Annotated in this window: 20 protein-coding genes; 9 read left to right on the plus strand and 11 right to left on the minus strand. The window is 69.8% G+C overall.

Going from position 1 to position 17,946, the window contains the following annotated elements:
* Positions 1-40: 40 nt before the first annotated feature.
* Positions 41-1,669: an MFS transporter gene (locus LX12_RS05790; protein WP_253653566.1), complete on the minus strand. Its 1,629-nt coding sequence runs from the start codon at positions 1,667-1,669 to the stop codon at positions 41-43.
* A gap of 120 nt (positions 1,670-1,789) precedes the next feature.
* Here LX12_RS05790 and LX12_RS05795 point away from each other — a divergent pair, with 120 nt between their 5' ends.
* The gene (locus LX12_RS05795) at positions 1,790-2,146 is read left to right on the plus strand and encodes a VOC family protein (protein WP_253653567.1); all 357 of its coding nucleotides are present in this window, start codon (positions 1,790-1,792) and stop codon (positions 2,144-2,146) included.
* A gap of 6 nt (positions 2,147-2,152) precedes the next feature.
* Here LX12_RS05795 and LX12_RS05800 read toward each other — a convergent pair whose 3' ends face one another.
* The 4 genes from LX12_RS05800 to LX12_RS05815 are packed head-to-tail and all read right to left on the minus strand — an operon-like array spanning position 2,153 to position 4,678.
* Positions 2,153-2,830 (minus strand): SDR family oxidoreductase, encoded by a 678-nt coding sequence (locus LX12_RS05800; protein WP_253653568.1) that lies wholly within the window; start codon positions 2,828-2,830, stop codon positions 2,153-2,155.
* 31 nt (positions 2,831-2,861) lie between these two features.
* On the minus strand, positions 2,862-3,284 hold the full coding sequence (locus tag LX12_RS22185) for a YceI family protein (protein ID WP_308213979.1): 423 nt from the start codon (positions 3,282-3,284) through the stop codon (positions 2,862-2,864).
* Positions 3,193-4,401 (minus strand): EAL domain-containing protein, encoded by a 1,209-nt coding sequence (locus LX12_RS05810; protein ID WP_308213980.1) that lies wholly within the window; start codon positions 4,399-4,401, stop codon positions 3,193-3,195. Before LX12_RS05810 ends, LX12_RS22185 begins: the two co-directional genes overlap by 92 nt.
* A 16-nt stretch (positions 4,402-4,417) precedes the next feature.
* Positions 4,418-4,678 carry a hypothetical protein gene (locus LX12_RS05815; RefSeq protein WP_253653571.1) on the minus strand — a complete coding sequence of 87 codons (261 nt, stop codon included), beginning with the start codon at positions 4,676-4,678 and terminating at the stop codon, positions 4,418-4,420.
* Between the two features lie 165 nt (positions 4,679-4,843).
* On the opposite strand from LX12_RS05815, the gene ggh reads away from it, so the two are divergent.
* Positions 4,844-6,184: a glucosylglycerate hydrolase gene (ggh, locus tag LX12_RS05820; protein ID WP_253653572.1), complete on the plus strand. Its 1,341-nt coding sequence runs from the start codon at positions 4,844-4,846 to the stop codon at positions 6,182-6,184.
* Between the two features lie 17 nt (positions 6,185-6,201).
* Complete coding sequence (locus LX12_RS05825; protein WP_253653573.1) at positions 6,202-6,483, plus strand: YrhK family protein; 282 nt, start codon at positions 6,202-6,204, stop codon at positions 6,481-6,483.
* Here LX12_RS05825 and LX12_RS05830 read toward each other — a convergent pair.
* Positions 6,477-6,962 carry a DUF421 domain-containing protein gene (locus LX12_RS05830; RefSeq protein WP_253653574.1) on the minus strand — a complete coding sequence of 162 codons (486 nt, stop codon included), beginning with the start codon at positions 6,960-6,962 and terminating at the stop codon, positions 6,477-6,479. The two genes, LX12_RS05825 and LX12_RS05830, sit on opposite strands and share 7 nt — an antisense overlap.
* A gap of 105 nt (positions 6,963-7,067) precedes the next feature.
* Between LX12_RS05830 and LX12_RS05835 the strand changes: the two genes are divergently transcribed.
* From LX12_RS05835 to LX12_RS05845, 3 genes are all read left to right on the plus strand, one after another.
* Positions 7,068-8,423, plus strand: coding sequence for a hemolysin family protein (locus LX12_RS05835; RefSeq protein WP_253653575.1), 1,356 nt, complete (start codon positions 7,068-7,070; stop codon positions 8,421-8,423).
* A complete protein-coding gene (locus LX12_RS05840) occupies positions 8,420-9,436 on the plus strand; it encodes a hemolysin family protein (protein WP_253653576.1) in 1,017 nt (338 codons plus the stop codon). Before LX12_RS05835 ends, LX12_RS05840 begins: the two co-directional genes overlap by 4 nt.
* A 120-nt stretch (positions 9,437-9,556) precedes the next feature.
* Complete coding sequence (locus LX12_RS05845; protein ID WP_253653577.1) at positions 9,557-9,940, plus strand: hypothetical protein; 384 nt, start codon at positions 9,557-9,559, stop codon at positions 9,938-9,940.
* A 3-nt stretch (positions 9,941-9,943) separates the two neighbouring features.
* Here the strand turns inward: LX12_RS05845 and LX12_RS05850 are convergent, their stop codons facing one another.
* From LX12_RS05850 to LX12_RS05870, 5 genes are all read right to left on the minus strand, one after another.
* Entirely contained in the window at positions 9,944-12,019 is a 2,076-nt protein-coding gene (locus LX12_RS05850) for a PhoX family protein (protein ID WP_253653578.1), read from the minus strand.
* 100 nt (positions 12,020-12,119) lie between these two features.
* Positions 12,120-12,533: a thiol-disulfide oxidoreductase DCC family protein gene (locus LX12_RS05855; RefSeq protein WP_253653579.1), complete on the minus strand. Its 414-nt coding sequence runs from the start codon at positions 12,531-12,533 to the stop codon at positions 12,120-12,122.
* Positions 12,530-13,345, minus strand: a complete 816-nt coding sequence (locus LX12_RS05860; protein WP_253653580.1) for an LLM class F420-dependent oxidoreductase — start codon at positions 13,343-13,345, stop codon at positions 12,530-12,532. Before LX12_RS05860 ends, LX12_RS05855 begins: the two co-directional genes overlap by 4 nt.
* Positions 13,346-13,403: 58 nt before the next feature.
* On the minus strand, positions 13,404-13,835 hold the full coding sequence (locus tag LX12_RS05865) for an ester cyclase (protein WP_253653581.1): 432 nt from the start codon (positions 13,833-13,835) through the stop codon (positions 13,404-13,406).
* Complete coding sequence (locus LX12_RS05870; protein WP_253653582.1) at positions 13,832-14,539, minus strand: SDR family NAD(P)-dependent oxidoreductase; 708 nt, start codon at positions 14,537-14,539, stop codon at positions 13,832-13,834. The genes LX12_RS05865 and LX12_RS05870 overlap by 4 nt, the downstream gene beginning before the upstream one ends.
* Before the next feature lie 89 nt (positions 14,540-14,628).
* On the opposite strand from LX12_RS05870, the gene LX12_RS05875 reads away from it, so the two are divergent.
* From LX12_RS05875 to LX12_RS05885, 3 genes are all read left to right on the plus strand, one after another.
* A complete protein-coding gene (locus tag LX12_RS05875; protein WP_253653583.1) occupies positions 14,629-15,324 on the plus strand; it encodes a TetR/AcrR family transcriptional regulator in 696 nt (231 codons plus the stop codon).
* A gap of 38 nt (positions 15,325-15,362) precedes the next feature.
* Entirely contained in the window at positions 15,363-16,619 is a 1,257-nt protein-coding gene (gene dinB, locus LX12_RS05880) for a DNA polymerase IV (RefSeq protein WP_253653584.1), read from the plus strand.
* 78 nt (positions 16,620-16,697) lie between these two features.
* The gene (locus tag LX12_RS05885) at positions 16,698-17,945 is read left to right on the plus strand and encodes a lipase family protein (RefSeq protein ID WP_253653585.1); all 1,248 of its coding nucleotides are present in this window, start codon (positions 16,698-16,700) and stop codon (positions 17,943-17,945) included.
* The last annotated feature ends 1 nt before the right edge of the window (position 17,946 follow it).

A 17,946-nucleotide genomic window follows, 5' to 3' on the forward strand; every position in this document is an offset into this window, starting at 1 on the left:
GGGCACTCCTGCGCTCGTACGGGCTCGGCCGTGAGTCACCTTATGGCGATGACGTCGCCGTGTCAGCGGATGTCGAAGGCGCACGCATGCGGTCATCGGCGATGGCCACGAAGGGTTGCTGGATCACGGATCCGGGCACCGTGTGCGATCGTGCGGCCTCGATGGCGGCGTGGTCGGAGGCGGTCCATCGCGTCTGCGTCTGGCTCTCGTACTCCGACCACGAGCGCACCATGAAGTGCTCGAGCATCACGTCGGGGGCGTCGCCCTGACGGAACAGGCCCCACCGGTAGGCGCCGGTTCGACGCCGCGCCCGGCCGACGGCACGCATGGCGCTCACGAACGCGCGCTCCCGGCCGGGGAGCACCGTCCACCGCACGGTCACCAGGACGGGGCCGTCCGTGGGGTCGACGTCGAAGACGATGGTCGGGGTGGGCCACGCGGTGGACACGGCGCGGTCGAGTGTGCCCGTCTCGGCACGCAGCGGGAGAACCACCACGCTCGCCGCCACCAGGACGAGGATCGCCGCGGCGATCGCCAGGGTCGGACCCAGCCCGACCGCCCCGGCCAGCGCGCCCCAGACGTAGGAGCCGACGGCCTGCGATCCCATGAAGACCAGCAGGTAGACCGACATCGCCCGGGCGCGGACCCACTGCGCCAGGGACAACTGCACCGACGCGTTCAGGACCGTGAGCGTCCCGATCCAAGCGGTACCCGCGAAGAACAGGAGCACCGCCGTCGGGACGAGGGGGAGGTGACCGATCGCGATCACCCCGGCCGCGTAGATCAGCGCAGACGCCGCGAGGATGACGTTCGGTCCGACCTGTCGTCGAGCGCGGGGGATGACGACGACGCCCGCGACGCCTCCCACCCCGAGGACACCCAGGATGGCGCCGTAGCCCGAGGCGTCGAGGTGCAGGTGGTCCGACGACGCCGACGGCAACAGTGCCCAGAGGGCCGACGCGGGGACGGCGAACAGCGCCGACCGGAGCATGATGCGCCGCACGATCGGCGCCGACCGCACGTATCGCAGGCCGGACGCGATGGCCGCACCCGGCGACTCGCGCCCGGTGGCGCGGTGGTCGCGCGGCCTCCGCCAGAGCACGAGTGCCGCGATGATGGCGACGAACGACACGGCGTTGAGTGCGAAGACCGCCGTCGGACCGGAGATCGCGACGACGAGACCGCCCAGGGCCGGGCCGACGGCCCGGGCGGCGTTGACGGTGACGCTGCCGAGGGATGACGCGGCCGGGATCTGTGCGCGGGGAACCAGTTCGGGCTGTATCGCCTGCCACGCCGGTGACGTCAGAGCCGCGCCGCAGGCCAGCAGGAAGGTCATCGCGAGCAGGGTCGCCGGCGTCAGCGCGCCGACCCAGGACACTGCGGTGAGGACCGCCGCGCCGAGCAGTGAGTAGATCGAGGTGGCGATCAGCAGGCGACGTCGGTCGAGCAGGTCGGCGAGGACCCCGGCCGGCAACGACAGCACCAGGCTGGGAGCGAGTCCCGCGGTCTGCACGAGCGCGATCACGGTGGTGCTCGCCCCGCGGTCGACCAGGAACCACTGGGCACCGACGGTCTGCATCCACAGACCGATGTTGGACACCAGCTGTGCGACGAACAGGTTGCGATAGACGGCGTTCCGAAGTGGGGCCCAGGCCGACGTGCTGTCCACGGGCGAGAACAGTAATTCCCCCGCGCCTGGTCCGCGGGTCGTGCGCGAAGCGGTGTTTGCCGTTTCCGTCGACGGGGCACCCGTGCGGCGACCAGTCAGACCACGACGAACGGAGAAGTGATGGCCACGGGCAACACGACGGTGTGGGTACCTGTCGACGACATGGACGCCGCAGTGCGGTTCTACGGCGAGACCCTGGGTCTCTCGGTGAAGTCGACCGGGTCGGACTGGTCCGAGATCGACGCGGGACCGCTGACCATCGGGCTGAACGCGCGCGAGGGCACGTCGCGACCGGGTGACAAGGGTGGCGCCGTGATCACCTTCCAACCGGAGGGGTCGATCGACGACGAGGTGTCCCGACTGCAGGGGCAGGGCGTCGAGTTCCCCGGTGGCATCAGCGACCACCCGTGGGGACGCATCGCTCCGTTCGCCGATCCGGACGGCAACGAACTGCAGATCTACGCGCCGCCGGCCTGAGGGTCGTCAGCCCCGACCGGTCGGCTTCAGCACGATCTCGGTCGGGTGGGCGTCGGCCGACGCGGTGACCGCGGCGACGACGGCGGCAGCCACCGACTCCACCCGGAGGAAGCGGCTGCCGTCGTAGTCGTCGCCCTCCATGGCGACGATGTCGCGCTGCATGTCGGTGTCGATGCGTCCCGGGTAGACGGTGGTGACGCGCAGGTCGGGTTCCTCGGCCCGCAGGGAGTCGGCGAAGGCGCGCGCGGCGAACTTGCTGGCCGCGTAGGCGCTCCATCCCGGCTTCGCGTCGCGTCCGGCACCGGAGTTGATGATGACGACGTGGCCGCGCGCTGCACGCAGGGCGGGCAACAGCTGTCGGGTGAGTTCGGCGACGGCGATGAAGTTGACCTCCATCATCGCGCGGTACTCGTCGGCGTAGGTGTCCTCGACGGGTGCGATCGCCCCGACACCGGCGTTGTGCACCAGCACGTCGAGTTCGCTGATGGGTTCGGTCGCCGCCTCCATCTCCTCGTGGTCGGTCAGCTCCACCGGCCATGTCGACGCGCCGTCGAGATCGGCTGCCAGAGCGTCCAGTTCCGCGCTCGGACGTCCGCCGAGCAGCAGGTCGTGGGTGGGGGACAGCGCGCGGGCGATCGCGGCGCCGAGTCCGCGGGACGCTCCGGTGACGAGGGCGGTGGGCATGCCCGCGACACTACTGGCGCGTCGGCCCGCCTCAGCGTCGTGCGAGGTTGAGCAGGAACTCGATCGTGCCGGTGTCCTCGACCTGGACGAAATCCCCGATCCTCGGCGGCTCGACGCCGTGGTCGGACCAGCGGACGGGCACGGCGCCCTGGACGATGACCGCGTCACCGGAGCGGGCCACGCGCAGGTCGGTGGTCACCGGCCGGCTGGTGCCCTTGATCTCCATGGTCCCGGTCGCGCGGACGGTCGCGGGCGCGCCACTGGAGGGAACGGTCGACAGGTCGACGCCTCCGGTGAGCCACCGAGGGTACCGACGATGTCTGATTCGGGTGGTTCGGCGGCGTTCCGCGGAACGCCGCGACTCAGCCCGTGAACCGCGACAGGATGCTGTTGACGGCCTGGGTGACGGTGACGCGGTCGAAGCTCTGCACGAAGTCGAAGGTGCGGTCCAGATCGGGCCCGTTGTCGTGCAGGTCCCGGGCGGACAGCAGCGCGGCGTAGTGCGGGCCGAGGACGGCGACGGTCCACTCGTTGACCAGGTCGTCCTCGGGGGCGAGCGGGGCGTGCTGCACGTTGCCCTCGATGCGGTCCTCGAGACCGACACCGTAGACGCCGGCGAAACCCGTTGCCTCCGAAAGCAGATGCCACCGCTTCGACGTCTCGGTCGTGAAATGACGCTTGTGTTGGAAGGTGCCTATCACGATCATCGAGTGCCCGACGCCGGCGGCCTGCGCCTCCAGCGACTTGCTCATCTCGATGAGTAGCTGCTTGGTGCCGCGCCGGGGTCGGACGCCCTGCGAGGCGATCGCATATGGCGTCGGCAGCTCGGTACGGGGGGTGTTCCAGACGGGGGCGTCGGGCAGAGCCACGACCGGTTCGCCCACGAACCCGCGCGGGTCGTCGACGGCGGGGTAGAGCGCACCGACCCCGAATCCGGCACCGGCGGTCAGGGCGGCCTCGCGGAGGTCGTCGGAATCGACACCCTCGGCGACGAGGACGGCGTGGCTGCGCTCGATGTACGCCTGGAGGGCGTTCGCGAGGTCTGCCATGTCCGGGTCGGTCATGCGCGCAAGCAGTTCCGGCGGCGTGATGATGATGTCCGGCTCGATGAGCGGCAGCATCGCCAGCGCGTTCTCGGTGGAGCCCATGTCGTCGACGCAGATCAACCGGCCGCGGTCGCGGGCGTCGGCGATGGTGCGCAGGCACCGATGGGGGTGGGCGATCACGTCGTCGGGGGAGACGCACACGACGACCTTGGCCAGCGGATGCAGGTCGTCGTCGGTGAAGGACTCGGTGACGTCCATGTCGATGGAGACCAAGAGCGGCAGTGTGTCGGCGACGTCGACGGCGGTGGCGGTTCCGCGGACCGAGCTGGTCGGTGCGGCGACCTGCTGACTCATCAGGCCGGCGGCGCGCAGCAGATCCTCGGTCTGATCGATGCGGGTGTGGTGCGTTCCCCGCAGACGGAGTTCCGCGGCCGCCAGCGCCCCGTCGGACAGCCGTCGAACCGGCGCGAATTGCATGACACCCTCTCGATCACGCTCACGTGCATGGCGCGCCGCCGGCGCGATGCTGGACCAGGGACAGTTATGCCACCGAGTCGGCTGATTCGCTCACCGGATGTGACCGGGTGAACAGAGACCGCCGCCACGGCTGCGTGGTCGGTGCCCCGTACTGCATGTGCCGCAACTGCTCGGCCAGCGCGTCGATCGTGTCGACCTTCAGGATCACCATCATCTCGTGCGCCCACCGAATCACCTCGTCCTCGGTGATGTCGAGGGCGCGGGCCGTCTCGGCCAGCGATTCGCCGTGCGCGACGTGATCGGCGATCGACTTCAACTCGGTCATGTCTTCGACGGTAGGGATCCGAACGCGTGATCGACAGCCAGGACGGGAACAGCCGCACGATCGTGTCAGCTGTAACGATGCGATAACGGGGATGCAGGATGGCTGATGGGTGTCGGCACCGCCCCTGACGAGCGGGAACGAGCGATCGGGGGCCAGAATGGCCACGTGCCGAACGTGGGTTTCACCTCGACGCAGCTGGCGGCCCGCGCGGCCTACCTGTTGCGGGGCAACGACCTGGGAACGATGACCAGCGCCGCCCCCAAGCTCTACCCCCACATGTGGAGTTGGGACGCCGCCTTCGTCGCGGTCGGTCTCGCGCCGCTGTCGGTGGAACGTGCCGTGATCGAGATGGACACGCTGCTCTCGGCGCAGTGGAGCAACGGGATGATCCCGCACATCGTCTTCGCGAACGGCCGCGACGGGTATTTCCCGGGCCCCGCGCGATGGGAGACCGCGCGGCTGGCCGCGCACGCGCCGACGTTCGTCGACACCTCGGGCATCACCCAGCCGCCCGTGCACGCGATCGCGGTGCAACGCATCCTCGACCACTCCCGACGGCGAGGACGCACCACCCGCCAGGCCGCCGACGAGTTCATCGATCGCCGCTGGGGGAACCTGGTGCGCTGGCACCGGTGGCTCGCGCACGCACGTGACCCCCAGGGTCGCGGTCGGATCACGCTGTTCCACGGGTGGGAGTCCGGCATGGACAACTCCCCCCGGTGGGACGCGGCCTACGCGAACGTGGTCGTCGGGGACGATCTCCCGCCCTACCGACGGGCCGATCTCGACCACGTCGACGACTCGGCGATGCGTCCCAGCGACTCCGAGTACGACCGCTATCTCTGGCTCGTCGAACAGATGAAGCGCGCCCACTACGACGACGAGAAGCTCCCGCAGGTGATGGATTTCGCCGTCGAGGACGTGTTCGTCAGCGCCATCTTCGCCGTCGCGTGTGACGTCCTCGCCACCATCGGCGAGGACTACGCCAAGCCGAGGTCGGACGTCCGCGACCTCCGCGCATGGTCCGACAGGTTCCGCGCCGGCGTCGTCGCCGCGAGTTCGGAACGCAACGGGATGGCGCGCGACTTCGACCTCCGCGCCGGGCGATGGATCACCACCGAGACCATCGCCGCGTTCGCGCCCCTCCTCTGCGGCGGCCTGCCCCGCGACCGCGAGCGGACACTGGTGCGTGTCTTCGACGGACCGCGCTTCTGCGGCCACCCCGACCTGCGGTACGTGGTGCCGCCGTCGACGTCGCCGATCTCCCCGGACTTCCGACCCAAGGAGTACTGGCGCGGTCCGGTGTGGCCGGTGATGACGTGGTTGTTCTCGTGGGCGTTCGCGCGGCGGGGCTGGCCCGAACGCGCGGTCAGGTTGCGCGACGAGGGTCTGCGACAGGCGCAGGACGGGTCGTTCGCCGAGTACTACGAGCCGTTCACCGGCGAGCCGCTCGGCAGCATGCAACAGAGCTGGACGGCGGCCGCCGTCTTGGACTGGCTCGACTGAGGGTATGACGGTCTCTTGTGACCGACAGAGACCTGACCATCCGCATCGGACGCGACGAGCTGATCGTCCGTCAGAGGTGGGAGGCCGCGAGCATCGCCAACGACTTCCTCATCGCCGTCTGGTTCGTGATCGGCAGCGTGCTGTTCTTCTGGGAGTCGACGACCTTCGCCGCGACGTGGTTCTTCCTGATCGGCAGCATCCAGTTCCTCATCCGCCCGGCCATCCGGCTGAGCCGACGGTTCCACCTGCAGCGCATCCGCGGCGGGCAGGTCCAGGCCGACAGCGCCGACGACTACTGATCGTCGTCGATCACCGTCACCGCGCCCTTGGGCTCGACGATCGCCCACCGCACCGTGGCCGCCGAGAAGTGTCCGTGGCGGCGGAGGATGCCGTCGAGATCGGCGTCGGTGAGCCCGGCGCGTCGTGCCGCCCGGCGGTTCACGTGTCCGTGCTCCACGAGCACCCTGATCGGTGGATCCACCAGTCGCGCCACCCCGGGGAGGAACCTCGCGCGGGTGAGCGCCGAATGAGCGGCCAGCAGCGCGACGAGGGCGACGGAACCGACGAGGCAGGAGGTGTCCGCCGCGGTGGCGGTGCGGCCCACGATCGCACCGATGGCGACGGCGGCGGCCCAGTCGTACGGCGCGAACTCGGCGATGGTGCGGCGCTCGGAGAGGCGTAGCGCGATCGCCGCGGTCGCGAACATCGCCACCGTCTTGACTGCCGTAAGCACCAACCGGCCGGCGTCGCCGACGAGTTGGTCGGTGAATGAGGTCATGCCACCGGTGATGCCCCGGAGTGACGAGAAATGGGTAAAGGAACTTTTACCCTTGGTCGTTCGTCGGGATGTCATGGACACCCCTGGTGCTGGGATGATGCACGCGTGATCGTCCTCGAGATCCTCGCCGGACTGCTGGTCGTCGTGGTCATCACGGCGTTCACCGGCTACTTCGTGGCGCAGGAGTTCGCGTACATGGCGGCCGACCGCTCGCGACTCGGCGCCGCAGCAGATGCCGGTGACGGCGCCGCAGCGCGTGCGCTCACCGTCACCCGGCGCACGTCGTTCATGCTCTCCGGTGCGCAGCTCGGCATCACGGTCACCGGACTGCTCGTGGGGTACGTCGCGGAACCGCTGATCGGTCAGGGGGTCGGCGAGCTCCTCGGCGGGATCGGTATCGGTACCGCCGTCGGCGTCACCATCGGCACCGTCGTCGCCGTCGTCGTCTCGACCGGCGTGCAGATGGTGTTCGGTGAGCTCTTCCCCAAGAACCTCGCGATCGCCCGGCCGGAGCCGGTCGCGCGGTGGTTGGCGCGGTCGACCACGATCTACCTCTCGCTGTTCGGGTGGCTCATCTGGCTCTTCGACCAGTCGTCGAACCTGTTGCTGAAGGCTTTGAAGATCGAACCCGTCCACGACGTGGAACACTCGGCGACCCCGCGGGACCTCACCCACATCGTCGCCGCCTCACGGGCGACCGGCGAGATCGACGACGACACCTCGACGCTGCTCGACCGCATCCTCGACTTCCCCACGCGGACCGCCGATCACGCGATGGTGCCGCGCCCGCGCGTCGACACGCTGGCGGCCGACACACCGGTCGCCGAGGTTCGCGCGCGGATGGCGACCGGTCACACGCGGTACCCCGTTCTCGGGTCCGACCCCGACGACCTGCGCGGCATCGTGTCGCTGCACGACCTGCTCGACGACTCCGTGACGGGTGTCGCCGCCGACGTCGCCCGACCGGCCGTCGCCGTCCCGACGTCGCTTCCTCTGCCGGAAGTGCTGCAGGAGATGGACACCCGGCGGGTACAGATGGTGGCGGTGATCGACGAGTACGGCGGGTTCGCGGGCATCCTCACCCGCGAGGACGTCGCCGAGGAGCTGCTCGGGGACATCGCCGACGAGCACGACGTCGTCGTGGCCGCGCTGCGGTCGTCCACGGAGTCGTCGTGGACCGTCCGGGGTGACCTGGCCGTCGACGAACTCGAGCGGCTGGTCGGGCACAAGCTCCCGGCCGGTGACCACGAGACCGTCGCGGGGGCGGTTCTCGCCGTGCTGCAACGTTTCCCGGAGACCGGTGAGACCGTCCTCGTCGATCTCGAGCCCGACCCGACGGAGGCCGCCCGCACCGACGACCACCCCCGCCGCACGCTGGCGTTCACCGTCCGTGAGGTGCGCCGACGGGTACCGGCCGTCGTCGAGGTCGACCTGCGCGAGGACTCGGAGGTGCTGCGATGAGCAACCCGTGGGTCGTCCTGGCCGTCAGCGTCCTGCTGATCGCGGCAAGCGCATTCTTCGTCGCCGTCGAGTTCGCCCTGATCGCCGCGCGCACGCACCGACTCGCGGAGGACGCGGCCACCAGTCGCTCCGCCCGTGCGGCCGTCCGCAGCGCCACCGACCTGTCGGTGCTGCTGGCGGGCGCGCAGCTGGGCATCACCGTGTGCACCCTCGCGCTCGGTGCCGTCACGAAACCCGCTGTGCACTATGCGTTGACGCCGCTCATCGAGGGCTGGGGTGCACCCACCTGGGTCGCCGACGTCGCGGGGTTCGTCCTCGCGTTGGTCGTCGTCACCTTCCTGCACCTGGTCGTCGGTGAGATGGCGCCGAAGTCCTGGGCCATCGCACACCCGGAGAAGTCGGCGATCCTGCTGGCGTTGCCGATGCGCGGCTTCCTGATCGTCACCCGCCCGCTCCTGTTGTCGCTCAACACGATCGCGAACTGGTTCCTGCGCCGCGTCGGCGTCGAGCCCGTCGACGAGACGTCGTCGGGGCAGGACCCCGCCGCGCTGCGCCACCTGGTCGAGCACTCCGGGACCACCGGCGCCCTCGACGACGAGTACCGCGGTCGCCTGCTCAGTGCCCTCGACCTGCAGCAGATGACGGTCGCCGACGTGCTCGGTGCCGGAGACACCCATCCGGCGCAGGTCGACATCGACGCATCGCCGGCTCAGATCCGCTCCGCCGCGGACGACTCGGGCCACCTCCGCCTGCTCGTCCGGTCGGCGGGGGTGCCCGTCGGCATGGTGCACGCCCGTGATGCTGTGGCGGCACCGTCAGACGCGACCGCGCGCAGCCTCATGCGCCCGGTGGCGCGTGCGACACCGCAGGAGCGTCTCGGCGACCTGCTGCACACCATGCGCTCGGACCGAACGCACCTCGCGGTGGTCGTCGACGACGACCGCACGCTGGGCGTCGTGACGGTCACCGATGTCGCGGACCGGATCCTGCGGGGTACGGGGACACCGGTCTGATCCGAGGCCGACCCGCGGCCTGCAGGCAGATCCGCGTCATGCATGGCGCGGGTTCGCTGAGGAGTCGCGGGTTCACCTCCGCGCGGTACGGTCGTCTCGCCGTTCACCGAGGAGGACACCGTGTACCGACCCACAGTTCGTGCAGCGACCGCGACCTGGCTCGCCGGGACATCGATCGCGTTGATCACCCAGGGGCTGTTCCCCAACCAGTTCGCCGACACCACCGCATGGGGTCGCAACGCGGGGTGGCAACGCGAGATCGCGATCTGGAACCTCGGCACGCTCGTCGCGGGAGGCGCGATCGTCGCCGGCGACCGGGATCCGGTGCGTGCACAGCTGCGTGGCCTCGCCGTGCTGTCGACGCTGTTCGGCGTGAATCACGCAGTGGCGGCAGCGCAGTCGGGCGGCAAGCCCGGCAACATCGCCTGGGCCGTCATCAACGGTGGCGGCGTCGTGTCCGCGCTCGCCGCGCTGGCGAGCGAGCGCCCGTCCCGCCGCGGCTGAGCGTCACACGCCGATCGACCCGTCCTTCTTCCACACCGCGACCACCGACGGTCTCGGCTGACTCGACCCTCCGTCGGGCCAGTTCGACGACGGGTTGTCGGCGCTGGCGTCGTCGGTCTCGCCGGGGTGCTGCACGCAGACGAGGACACGCTCCGAGGTGATGATCGGTCCGCACGTCTCGGCGCCCTTCGGCACGGTCAGGAACTGTTTGGTCTCTCCGCGATTCGGGCCGTCGAGTGCGACGGCGAACAGGCCGTCGTTGCTCTCCAGTGCGTTGCCGTCGGTGGAGATCCACAGGTTGCCGTGCGGGTCGAACGCGACGTTGTCCGGGCATGAGATGGGGCTGACCTTCGTCTTGTCGAAGCCGCCGTAGTACGTGTCGGCTGCTGCCGGGTCGCCGCAGACCAACAGCAGCTCCCAGGTGAAGTCGGTACCGGCGTGATCGTCGGTGAGTTCGATGATCTGGCCGTTCTTGTTCTCGTTTCGGGGATTCGCCGCGTCGGCGACGGCTTCTCCCGTGGTGCCGCGTTTCGAGTTGTTGGTCAGCGCGCAGTACACCTTTCCGGTTTTCGGATGGGGCTCGATGTCCTCGGGGCGATCCATCTTCGTGGCGCCAGCCTTGTCCGCGGCCATGCGGGTGAACACGGCGACCTCGGCGGGTGACATCCCCTCGATCCGCGAGGTGGCCCTGCCGGACTCGTCGACGGTGAGCAGCGGGACCCACCGTCCGGTGCCCGCGAACTTCTGGCCGGCCGGCAGTTCGCCCGAGCCGTCCACCTGCCGCGGGGTGTCGCCGGTGAGCACCGCGACGTACAGCGTCCCCTCGTCGAGGATGCGGAGGTTGCTGCGCATCGCGGCAGCGCTCGTCCCCGACCGCACCTTCCTCGACGACACGAACTTGTAGATGTACTCGAACCGTTCGTCGTCACCGGAGTACGCGACGACGGTGCCGTCGTCGGTGACGTGGATCGTGGCCGACTCGTGCTTGGCGCGGCCCAGCGCGGAGTGCTTGATCGGCGTCGACGACGGATCGTGCGGGTCGACCTCGACGATGTATCCGAAGCGGTTGCCCTCGTTCGGGTTCTTCGAGAGGTCGAAGCGCTCCTCGTAGCGGCCCCACTGGTGGTAGTCCGCGTCGTCCTCGAAGCTGTAGCGGTTCAGACGCTCCTTGGCGGTCGGGTCGGTCACCGCGGACGCGCCGCTGAAGTAGTTGGGGAAGTTCTCCTCGCCGGACAGCATGGTGCCCCACGGGGTGAGCCCACCGGAGCAGTTCCCGATCGTCCCGAGGATGCGGGTGCCGGCCGGGTCGGCCGAGGTCCGGACGAACTCGCTGCCCGCGGCCGGGCCGGTGAGCGTGAAAGGCGTCGAGGCCGTGATCCGCCGGTTGCGTTCTCCGACAACCGGTGTGAGCTTGCCCGTGCCGGACTCGGCCGTCACCTCGACGACGGTGATGCCGTGGGCGGCCATGGACACCCGGGCCTGGTTCTCGGTGGGGTTCTTGGGCTCGTAGCCCGTGAACATGAACTCCTCGGTCGTGTACTCCTGGTTGCAGACCAGGTAGAACCGGGCCGCCTCACCCTCGATCGGGATCAGGCCGGCGAAATCGTTGTTGAATCCGAACTGCTTCTCCTGGGCCTCGGGTGTCTGGGCAGCGATGTCGAAGCGGGGTGCGCCGGGGATGACCGGGTCGCCCCAGCGGATCACGACCGACTGCTCGTAGCCGTCGGGGATCACCACGGCGTCCTGCGTGTTGGGTGCGACGGCGGTGAAGTCCATCCCGGTGCCCGTCCCTGTGCCGGTGACGGGAGGTGTCGACGGGGTGGACGTCGGGTTCCCGTCGGCCCCGCAGGCCCCTAGGAGGGAGACGGCTCCCACTCCGACGGCGGTCGCGGCGCCGCCCTTCAGCAGCGATCGCCGCGACACCACAGATCGCACCACGTCGCCGAAATACGCGTTGTCGCTGGTGTTGCCCGGCTGCTTCCAACAGGCCTCACCGCACTTGTACTGGCAGGTGACGTGCGCGCGCGACGACGAGCCGGGCGCGCCGAGGGTGGACAAGGGCAACGGGATGCGGACCACGCAGATCTCCAGGGCTGGGGAGGTGAGGTGACCCGCGAACGCTACGTGCGTGAGGTAAAGCGGTGTCCAGCCCCGGGTAAACGAATGGCAAAGACGCCTGTCAGCAGTTGGCCGGTTCCCGCTCGCAGTACGGCGTCGTCCCCGGGAACCGTCCGCGGTTGGCGGCCACCCACCGGTACGCGGTCTCCGACAGCGGTCCCGCACCCGGGACCCGGTAGAGCCAGCGGGGAACCGGTACCCCGGTGGCGACGGCCGCGGCGACGGCAGCCGCCTCGGCCGCAGCGCACACCCTGCCGTCGTCGCCGAGCCACCAGATCGACGCCATCAACTCGTCCTGGGACAGTCGCCGACCGAGTGCCGTGGACAACCGGTCGACGACGTCGGCCTTCTGCAACGGCTCGAGTCGGACGTCTCCGGTGCGGTTCAGCCGCTCCAGGAGATCGCGGGAGCGCGTGCACATCCCGCAGTGTCCGTCGAAGAAGAGGACGCCCGGACCCGACGGTGACGCGCTCACCCGCGCAGCGAGTCCCGCCAGCGACAGAGTTCCTCGACGCCGGTGAGGTCGTACTCGGGTCCCGTGACCCCGACGGTGAAGAAGGTGACACCCTCGGCGTGCAACTGCTCGGCGCGGGCGACCAGATCCTTCAGCGCATCACCGGAGGCGGCGTCGGCGGGGTTGAACTCGACGCCGGCGGAGTGCTCGATCTCGCCGGGGTCGCGGCCGATGTCCGAGCAGTGCGACTCCAGCACCGACGACTTGTGGCGGTAGGACTCCGGATCGACGAAGTAGTGCCATGTGTCGGCGTACTCGGCGACGTAGCGCAGCGTCTTCTTCTCACCACCACCCCCGATCAGGACGGGGATCTTGCGGGTCGGCGCGGGGTTGAGCTTGCCCCAGCGGTCGACGATGCGCGGCAGTGCGGCGCCGAGATCGTTCAGACGCGAACCGGCCGTGCCGAACTCGTATCCGTACTCGGTGTAGTCCTTCTCGAACCAGCCCGACCCGATGCCCAGGATGAGGCGACCGCCGGAGATGTGGTCGACGGTGCGCGCCATGTCGGCGAGCAGCTCCGGGTTGCGATAGCTGTTGCACGTGACGAGCGCACCGATCTCGATCCGGGAGGTCTGCTCGGCCCAGGCGGCGAGCATCGTCCAGCACTCGAAGTGGGCGCCGTCCGGGTCGCCGTAAAGCGGGTAGAAGTGATCCCAGTTGAACGCGACGTCGACACCGGCGTCCTCCGCGCGGCGCACCGCGTCGCGGATGAGTCCGTAGTCGGGGGCGTGCTGGGGCTGGATCTGGACACCGATACGAACGTCTTTCGCCATGGTCACAGTCAACCCGTTGGGAGCGGACTTGGCCAGGACGGACTTCGCGCCACGGCCCTCAGGCCGCGCCGGACACCTGCGCGAGGAAACCGGCCCAGTCCTCGAGGTGGTGGGTCCGACGGATCCGGCCGTCGACGACGTCGTGGAACTCGTGCAGGGCTATGGAGACGGCGCGTCCGGATGGCGGCGCGCCGACGAGTTCCCCGGTGTGCCGCCCGCGGATCTCACAGCGCGTCGCGATCGTGCCGACGCCATCGGCGTCGCGCCCGTCGACGACCCGGCGCACGACGATCTCGAGTCCGGAGAGTGCCGCCTGCAGGCCGCGGATGACCGGTGCGGCTCCCTCGGGGCCGGGACCCTGGCCCGGGGCGAGTGGGACGTCCTCCCAGTCGGGTGTGACGACGTCGGCGAGGAGTTCAGGGTGGCCCGCGAAGGCGCGGTAGAACGTCGACACGAGGTCGTCGAGGGCCGGGGTGTTCGGGTCGGTCACCACGGGAGCTCGATTCCGTCCTGCAGGAAACGACCGGCCCCGGTACCGGTCTCGAGTTCGACGACCTGACGAACACTCGCGGCGCCGTCGTCCACGGGCCGTCCCCCGTCGCCGCCCATGTCCGTCGCGGTCCATCCCGGCGACGCGAGGTCGACGGTGATCCCGTCGTCGGCCAGCTCCGCGGCCAGCATGCGGCCGAGGGCGTTCACGGCCGCCTTCGACGTCTTGTAGGCGGGTACACCGCCGCCCATCCGCGCCAGCGACGCCTGCTCGGACGACACGATGACGATCCGCGGATCGTGGCCCCCGCGGAGCAGCGGCAGGAAGGACTGCGTCACCCGCCAGGTCCCGAGGAGATTGGTGCGTATCGCCTCGTCCACCACGGTCAGGTCGGCGTCGACGGCGGTCTGCCATGGGTCGAAGTGGATGGCCGCGTTGTTCACGAGGACGTCGAGGTGCCCGTGTTCGGACCTCACGAGTTCCGCAGCGGCCGTGACGGATCCGGGGTCGGTGACATCGAGCGTCAGGGGGAGGATCGCCCGCTCGGGGGACCCGCCCGACAGGTCGGCGGCGGCGGCTTTCGCCGCGTCGGGGTCGCGCGCCGCGAGCAGCACCGTGTGTCCGCGGTCGGCGAGTTGGGCGGTGAGTGCGCGACCGATACCGCGGTTCGCGCCGGTGACGAGGGTGATCCTGCTGTCGGGCATGGCGGCCTCCTGATGTGATCAGCGTTGTATCTGCGGCGACATCGACGCTAACACACCAGCGATGTACGTCAAGTGTTATCATCGATCACATGGCCGTTGACCCGATCTCCCCGCGCGAGCGGATCCTCGCCGCGGCCGCGCGGCTGCTCGTCGACGAGGGCCGGGACGCGGTCACCACGAGGGCGGTCTGCCGCGAGGCGGGGGTGCAGGCGCAGACGATCTACCGCCACTTCGGCGACATGCGGACGTTGCTCACCACCGTCGCCGCCGACGGCTTCCGTGCGTTCTTGCGCGCCAAGAAGTCGCGGGAGGCCGGGGACGACCCGGTTCAGGAGTTGCGCGCGGGATGGGATCTACACATCGAGTTCGCGCTGGACAACCCGCAGATCTACGCGCTCATGTACGGCGAGCCCCGCCCCGGGTCCGACGTCCTCGAGGTCTACGAGGTCCTGCACGGCATCGTGCAGCGTGCCGCGGCGGCCGGTCGGCTGACGGTCCCCGTCGACGTCGCGGCGTCGGTGATCTACGCGAGCGGTATCGGAGTGGCGATGACACTCATAACCACCTCGTCGGACGATCTCCCTGCCGCTGCGGAGCTGTCGTCGACTACGCGTGATGCCGTCATCGGTGCCGTCACATCGGGGTCCTCCGCCCCGAGATCCGGGGGTGCCGCCCGGCACGCCGTGGCACTGGCGACCCTGCTGGCGCAGGACCCGCACGGACTCACCGACGCGGAGGTCGCACTGATGCGCCAGTGGTTGGCCACGGTGAGCGGCCGCGGCTGACCGGGGTCGGTGTCGGTGGCAGGTGGGACGATGCGGCGGTGAGCACCGACGACGCCGAGCAGCGGTCTCGTCCGGCGATCCTCCACGCCGACCTCGACTCGTTCTACGCGTCCGTCGAGCAGCGCGACGACCCCGCGCTTCGCGGCAGGCCCGTGGTGGTCGGCGGTGGGGTGGTACTCGCCGCCAGCTACGAGGCGAAGGCCTTCGGCATCTCGACCCCGATGGGCGGCAGCGCTGCGCGGCGTCTCTGTCCGCATGTGATCGTCGTGCCCCCGCGCTTCGCGGCCTACACCGAGGCGAGCCGGGCGGTGTTCTCGATCTTCCACGACACCACACCGCTCGTGGAGGGGATCTCGGTCGACGAGGCCTTCCTCGACGTGTCGGGGCTTCGCCGTATCCGGGGATCGCCGGTCGAGATCGGGCGCACACTGCGGGAGCGCGTGGCCGCCGAGGTGGGTCTCCCGATCACCGTCGGCATCGCGCGGACGAAGTTCCTCGCGAAGGTGGCCAGTGCCGTCGCCAAACCCGATGGGCTGCTGGAGGTCCCGGCGCACGGCGAACTCGCCTTCCTCCACCCGTTACCCATCGAGCGGCTGTGGGGCGTCGGGAAGGTGACCTCGGCGAAGCTGCGGTCCCACGGGATCGACACCGTCGGGGACATCGCCGACGCGGGCGAGGATCGACTGGCGACCATCGTGGGCCGAGGTGCTGCTGCGCACCTGCACGCGTTGTCGCTGGCGCGGGATCCGCGTCGGGTCACGACGGGCCGCCGACACCGGTCGATCGGAGCGCAACGTGCCATAGGTCGCGGGCCGCACGCCTTCGCCGACCTCGACGCGACGGTGATGGGCATCGTCGACAAGCTCGGCCGTCGCCTGCGCACCGCCGAACGCGTGACGCGGACGGTCGTGCTGCGACTGCGCTTCGACGACTTCACCCGGGCGTCGCGGTCGCACTCGTTCCACGACGCCACCGACTCGACAGATCTCATCCTCTCCGCGGCCCGACGACTGCTCGCCGACGCGGCACCGCTGATCGCGGAGCAGGGATGCACGCTGGTGGGCGTCGCGCTCACCAACCTCGCCGACGCAGACCCCTACCAGCTGTCGCTGCCCTTCCGGGAGCAGGAGAAGGGCGCCGCGGCGCCCGTCAGCGGCGGCCGGGTCTCGATGGACACCGGGGCCCTGGACGCCACCCTCGACGAACTCCGTTCCCGGTTCGGCGCGACGTCGGTCACCCGCGGTGCGCTGGTGGGCCGCGCAGACCCCGACGACACACCCCTTCTTCCCGACTGACTGGACAATTTCCAACCCGCGTGTCCAGTGAGTGTGGCGTGGCTTACAGTGACCCGGGTGAAGTCATTTCGTGGGGTCATGACCGTCATCACCAGCGCCGCCGTCGCCGCGGCGACCGCACTCGTCGTCGGCGCATCGCCTGCGCAGGCGGCACCGGGCGACGCGTTCTACACGCCGCCTCCGACGTTGCCGTCCGGCAACGGCGCGATCGTCAAGACGCGCCCGACGCCGATCTTCCTGCAGATCCCGGGTGATCCCCGTCCGTTCCCCGGCGCAGCGCAGACGGTGATGTACACCTCGGAGCTGCAGGATGGCACGCCGACCGCGGTCACCGGCACCTACATCGAGCCGTTCGCACCGTGGCGCGGCCGCGGCCCACGGCCGACCGTCGTCATGGCGCCCGGCACCATCGGCCAGGGTGACGACTGCGCCCCGTCGAAGCTCGTGTCCTTCCCGATCTCACTGGACACGAAAAACCTCGCGCTCGGGTCGAACTACGAGCAGCTGTTCGCGAACGTGCTGCTCTACCAGGGCTACCGGGTCCTGATGACCGACTACATCGGCATGGGCACCCCGGGCGTCCACACCTATGTCAACCGCGTCGAGGAGGGGCACGCCGTCCTCGACGGTGCCCGTGCCGCGCTCAACCTCGGCAAGCTCCCGGCCGGGTCGCCGATCGGGTTCTGGGGCTACTCGCAGGGCGGCGGCGCGACCGCATCCGCGGCCGAGATGGCGTCGACCTACGCGCCCGAGCTGAACATCAAGGGCACCTACGCGGGCGCCCCGCCGGCCGACCTCGAGGTCGTCCTCAAGGCCGTCGACGGCTCGTCGATCGCCGGTGTCATCGGGTACACGGTCAACGGTCTCGTCGCCCGCTACCCCGAGCTGGGTCCGCTGATCCAGAAGGAGGCCAGCCCGGCGGGCAAGGCGGCGCTCAAGCAGCTCGCGACCTCGTGCATCGGCGACACCGTGTTCCGCTACGGGTTCCAGCGCACCAACGGGTGGACCACCTCGGGACAGTCGCTCTACCAGATCTCGCAGAAGTACCCGCAGATCCAGAAGGCGTTGGCCGACCAGCTGATCGGGAAAATGAAGCCGAACGCGCCAGTCCTCGTCGACACCGGCATCAACGACGACATCATCCCCAACAGCCAGGTGATGACGATGGTGCGCAGCTGGCGGGCGCAGGGCGCGAACGTGCGTGTGGTGACCGACGGGACCCCGCCGATCTTCCCGAAGCTCGCCGCGAACCACGTGTTCCCGTACCTGTTCGGGGCTCTGCCCGCGTCGCAGTTCCTCTACGACCGGTTCAACGCGACGAACTGAC

The sequence above is a fragment of the Williamsia serinedens genome (genome assembly GCF_024171725.1).
Classification (GTDB): domain Bacteria; phylum Actinomycetota; class Actinomycetes; order Mycobacteriales; family Mycobacteriaceae; genus Williamsia_A; species Williamsia_A serinedens.

What these genes read in the sequence shown, in the direction of transcription:
- LX12_RS05795 (WP_253653567.1), top strand. Translation starts at nt 1,790, where the DNA reads ATGGCCACGGGCAACACGACGGTGTGGGTACCTGTCGACGACATGGAC.
- LX12_RS05800 (WP_253653568.1), bottom strand. Translation starts at nt 2,830, where the DNA reads ATGCCCACCGCCCTCGTCACCGGAGCGTCCCGCGGACTCGGCGCCGCG.
- LX12_RS05815 (WP_253653571.1), bottom strand. Translation starts at nt 4,678, where the DNA reads ATGACCGAGTTGAAGTCGATCGCCGATCACGTCGCGCACGGCGAATCG.
- LX12_RS05830 (WP_253653574.1), bottom strand. Translation starts at nt 6,962, where the DNA reads ATGACCTCATTCACCGACCAACTCGTCGGCGACGCCGGCCGGTTGGTG.
- LX12_RS05840 (WP_253653576.1), top strand. Translation starts at nt 8,420, where the DNA reads ATGAGCAACCCGTGGGTCGTCCTGGCCGTCAGCGTCCTGCTGATCGCG.
- LX12_RS05860 (WP_253653580.1), bottom strand. Translation starts at nt 13,345, where the DNA reads ATGGCGAAAGACGTTCGTATCGGTGTCCAGATCCAGCCCCAGCACGCC.
- LX12_RS05870 (WP_253653582.1), bottom strand. Translation starts at nt 14,539, where the DNA reads ATGCCCGACAGCAGGATCACCCTCGTCACCGGCGCGAACCGCGGTATC.
- LX12_RS05875 (WP_253653583.1), top strand. Translation starts at nt 14,629, where the DNA reads ATGGCCGTTGACCCGATCTCCCCGCGCGAGCGGATCCTCGCCGCGGCC.
- LX12_RS05885 (WP_253653585.1), top strand. Translation starts at nt 16,698, where the DNA reads ATGACCGTCATCACCAGCGCCGCCGTCGCCGCGGCGACCGCACTCGTC.